This is a genomic window from Microvirga sp. P4_G7, from assembly GCF_056401005.1.
Genome location: NZ_JBFUKD010000523.1, coordinates 1 through 2,727, shown reverse-complemented (window position 1 = coordinate 2,727; position 2,727 = coordinate 1). Strand labels below are relative to the sequence as shown.

The following is a 2,727-nucleotide window of genomic DNA, read 5'->3' as shown; positions in this document are numbered from 1 at the left end:
CAACGGGGGCGTGTAGGCCGCGAAGATTGACCCAAGCTTGCACCGGCATTGCATGAGCCACCGGATCCGACCGCTGAATTCGCTGAATCCAGCGGAAACCATCACCTTTGCTGTCAACAAGCGCGCAAAGTTTTGCTATCCCTTACGTAAGGTCCTCACAATGAGTCACAGAAGACTTGAGGCGACCGGGGGGCGACGATTGACCGAAGACGAAATCGAACTTGTCGCGGATTTGCTCGCGAAGATCGGTGGCACTTGGCATCCGGACCAGACGCGGCAAGCGCCGAGACCCATCAGCCGGCGCCACCGGGACATCGCGCGCCTCATCGTCGGTGCCGTCGAGCGCTCGCGGGCAAAGACCCAGAGCGTGGCTGAGGATGCGTCGGTCTCTCATGGTTCGGGCGAAGCCCGGACGGCTTCGCGCCTCTGCGTGGGATCGACCGTCGTCTACAGCCCACCCGGCGACCAGAGAACTCTGACGTGTCGCATCGAGAGGATGGACAACGGCCGCGCGTATGTCGTTCCGACGAGTCGGGAGATCGGTTGGGTATCCACGCACACGCTCCTGCCGCTCAAGCAGGATCGCGACACCGCAAGCCGCCCGCGTCTCGCCCCCGCTGAAACACCAGAGGTCGGCTTCGGCGTTTCCACGCATGAATCTGTCATCGAATTTGCAGGCCTCACCTCCCCTGGTCCTCGCTTGAGATTCGGGGAAGTGCCCAATGGCGTGCAGCATTACTTCAGCTCGTCCGGGCAATGGATTGCGTATCGCCGCAACGGCGGTGACCGATATCTGTTTGATCGGCAGGGCAATTGGATCGGATGGTTTCCTTGGAACGATAACGATGCGGTCGATCTCAACGGCGAGTACCTCGGCACGGTGGTCGACGAAAACCGTCTCTATCGAAGCACGTCACCCCAGGGGCAGGCGCGCGAAGTTGGTTTTGTGACGCATCCCGGCCGTAGCGGGTATCCCGGTTTTCCCGGGCCCGGCTTGCCTTGCGTGTCGCCGTTGGGCTTCAAGGATATCGACTTGACGCAGCTTCCGAGTGGGCGGCGCTTTTGGCTGAAAGGCGCCGGTCGAGATGGAATGGCCGACCGCGAGCCGAACACGTTCCAGATTTGGATGTCGAAGGTGGGACTCGGTCATCTGGCAAGCTGGATCGAGCGTGTGCGCTCTCCGACAAAGCCGTAGGGCCGCTCAGGGCTCGGTGGGCGAGAGCGTCTGTGTCGAGACCCAGCCAATCTCTTGTTGGGCCGGCACAAGGTAGGCGCGGCCGCGCTCCATCTTTTCGATGCGGCATGTCACCGCCCGCTTGTCGCCAGGAGAGCGATACGCGACGGTAGCACCGACGTAGAGCTGGTCTTTCTCGGTAAAATTAAACGGCTTGCCGCCGCGAAGTCCCTCGGAGGCCGTGGTGTCCGCGGGCGTGCCCTGTTCCTCTTCGGTGCGGTCGAGCGCGCCGAGGATCAGCCGGGCCACGTCCCGATGCCGCATGCTGATGGCACGCAAGGCAGGTCGCGTTCTTTCGGGATACGAGGAGCCGCCGAACGTGGCTACCAATTGCGCCACGCGTTCGATGTCATCTTCGGTCAAGTCGCATCCCTCCCCGGCGATTCACGCGGCCGTCTTCCTCGTGGGTAACATGCTTGAACGCGTGAATATTAGAAAGGCGCAATTCGTCTCGACAACCATCGCGCGCGGGGAACACCCGCGCGCAACAGGTCCGACACTATCCGGCCATGCCGAGAGCTTGCATGTAGAGTTCGAGGATCGCTTCCTCTTCCTGGCGCTCTGCATAGTCGCGCTTGCGCAGAGCGACGATCTTGCGCAGCACCTTGGTGTCGAAGCCGTTGCCTTTGGCTTCGGAATAGACGTCCTTGATGTCGCCTGCGATTCCGGCCTTCTCTTCTTCGAGACGCTCGATGCGCTCGATGAAGGCCTTCAGCTGATCGGCTGCGACGGATTCGGTTTGAAATGCGGCGTCGTCCATGAATGTTTCCGTGATCTGTTGGGAGTGAAGGGAAAAGCCTCGGGTCGAGGCCGTGTCAATGGGAAGGCTTCGATTTCTCGAACTGGGCCAATCGTGCCGGATCGGCCTCGCTCTGGTGGCGCGCCTTCCATTCTTCGTAAGGCATGCCGTAAACGGCGAGTCGGCTCTCGTCCTTGGAAAGCGGGACGCCACGCTCGTCCGCGGCCTCTTTCAGCCAATTCGACAAGCAGTTGCGGCAGAAGCCGGCGAGATTCATCAGGTCGAGATTCTGCACGTCCGTGCGCTCGCGCAGATGCGCCACGAGCCTGCGAAACGCAGCGGCTTCGAGTTCGGTTCTCTGAGCCTTGTCGATCTCGCTCATGATACTCCCTTCAACGGCGACGCAAACGGTCCCTGGTTCTCGACGCGTGAGGCTTCGGGCTCCGCAGGGACGGCTGTTCGACGAGCGGTTGGAGAAGACGGGCAAACCGTTCCGCCCATTCCTCCGCCCCCTCGTCCGTCGCGATCAGATCCTGACGAATCTCGACGAGGGCATTGGCAAACCCGGCGAGGGTCGCGTGCCGGTCGATCGTATCACCCGCAMGCGCCCCGTCATAAGGCTCGTTGTCACCCACCACCAAGCCGGCCTCGGCGGACAGTCCGTCGAGGAGCGGCCGCGCGAATCGATCGTCGACGTCCCAGAGAATGCCCACATGCCAAGGACGGGGCCAACCCCGCCAGAGGGGGGTGAAGC

The 2,727-nt window shown here is 62.1% G+C and carries 5 protein-coding genes; 1 reads left to right on the top strand and 4 read right to left on the bottom strand.

Features of this window, described 5'->3' with window-relative positions:
* Positions 1-199 precede the first annotated feature (199 nt).
* The gene (locus tag AC1DT3_RS17375) at positions 200-1,195 is read left to right on the top strand and encodes a hypothetical protein (protein WP_477466486.1); all 996 of its coding nucleotides are present in this window, start codon (positions 200-202) and stop codon (positions 1,193-1,195) included.
* Positions 1,196-1,201: 6 nt separating this feature from the next.
* On the opposite strand, the gene AC1DT3_RS17370 is transcribed toward AC1DT3_RS17375, so the two are convergent.
* From AC1DT3_RS17370 to AC1DT3_RS17355, 4 genes are all read right to left on the bottom strand, one after another.
* Positions 1,202-1,597, bottom strand: coding sequence for a hypothetical protein (locus AC1DT3_RS17370; protein ID WP_477466485.1), 396 nt, complete (start codon positions 1,595-1,597; stop codon positions 1,202-1,204).
* Between the two features lie 136 nt (positions 1,598-1,733).
* Positions 1,734-1,994 (bottom strand): DUF2312 domain-containing protein, encoded by a 261-nt coding sequence (locus tag AC1DT3_RS17365; RefSeq protein WP_169850321.1) that lies wholly within the window; start codon positions 1,992-1,994, stop codon positions 1,734-1,736.
* 55 nt (positions 1,995-2,049) lie between these two features.
* The gene (locus tag AC1DT3_RS17360; RefSeq protein ID WP_477466484.1) at positions 2,050-2,355 is read right to left on the bottom strand and encodes a DUF1244 domain-containing protein; all 306 of its coding nucleotides are present in this window, start codon (positions 2,353-2,355) and stop codon (positions 2,050-2,052) included.
* Between the two features lie 10 nt (positions 2,356-2,365).
* A partial coding sequence (locus AC1DT3_RS17355) for an N-formylglutamate amidohydrolase (RefSeq protein ID WP_477466483.1) occupies positions 2,366-2,727 on the bottom strand: 362 nt, incomplete at its 5' end.

What these genes read in the sequence shown, in the direction of transcription:
- AC1DT3_RS17365 (WP_169850321.1), bottom strand. Translation starts at nt 1,994, where the DNA reads ATGGACGACGCCGCATTTCAAACCGAATCCGTCGCAGCCGATCAGCTG.
- AC1DT3_RS17360 (WP_477466484.1), bottom strand. Translation starts at nt 2,355, where the DNA reads ATGAGCGAGATCGACAAGGCTCAGAGAACCGAACTCGAAGCCGCTGCG.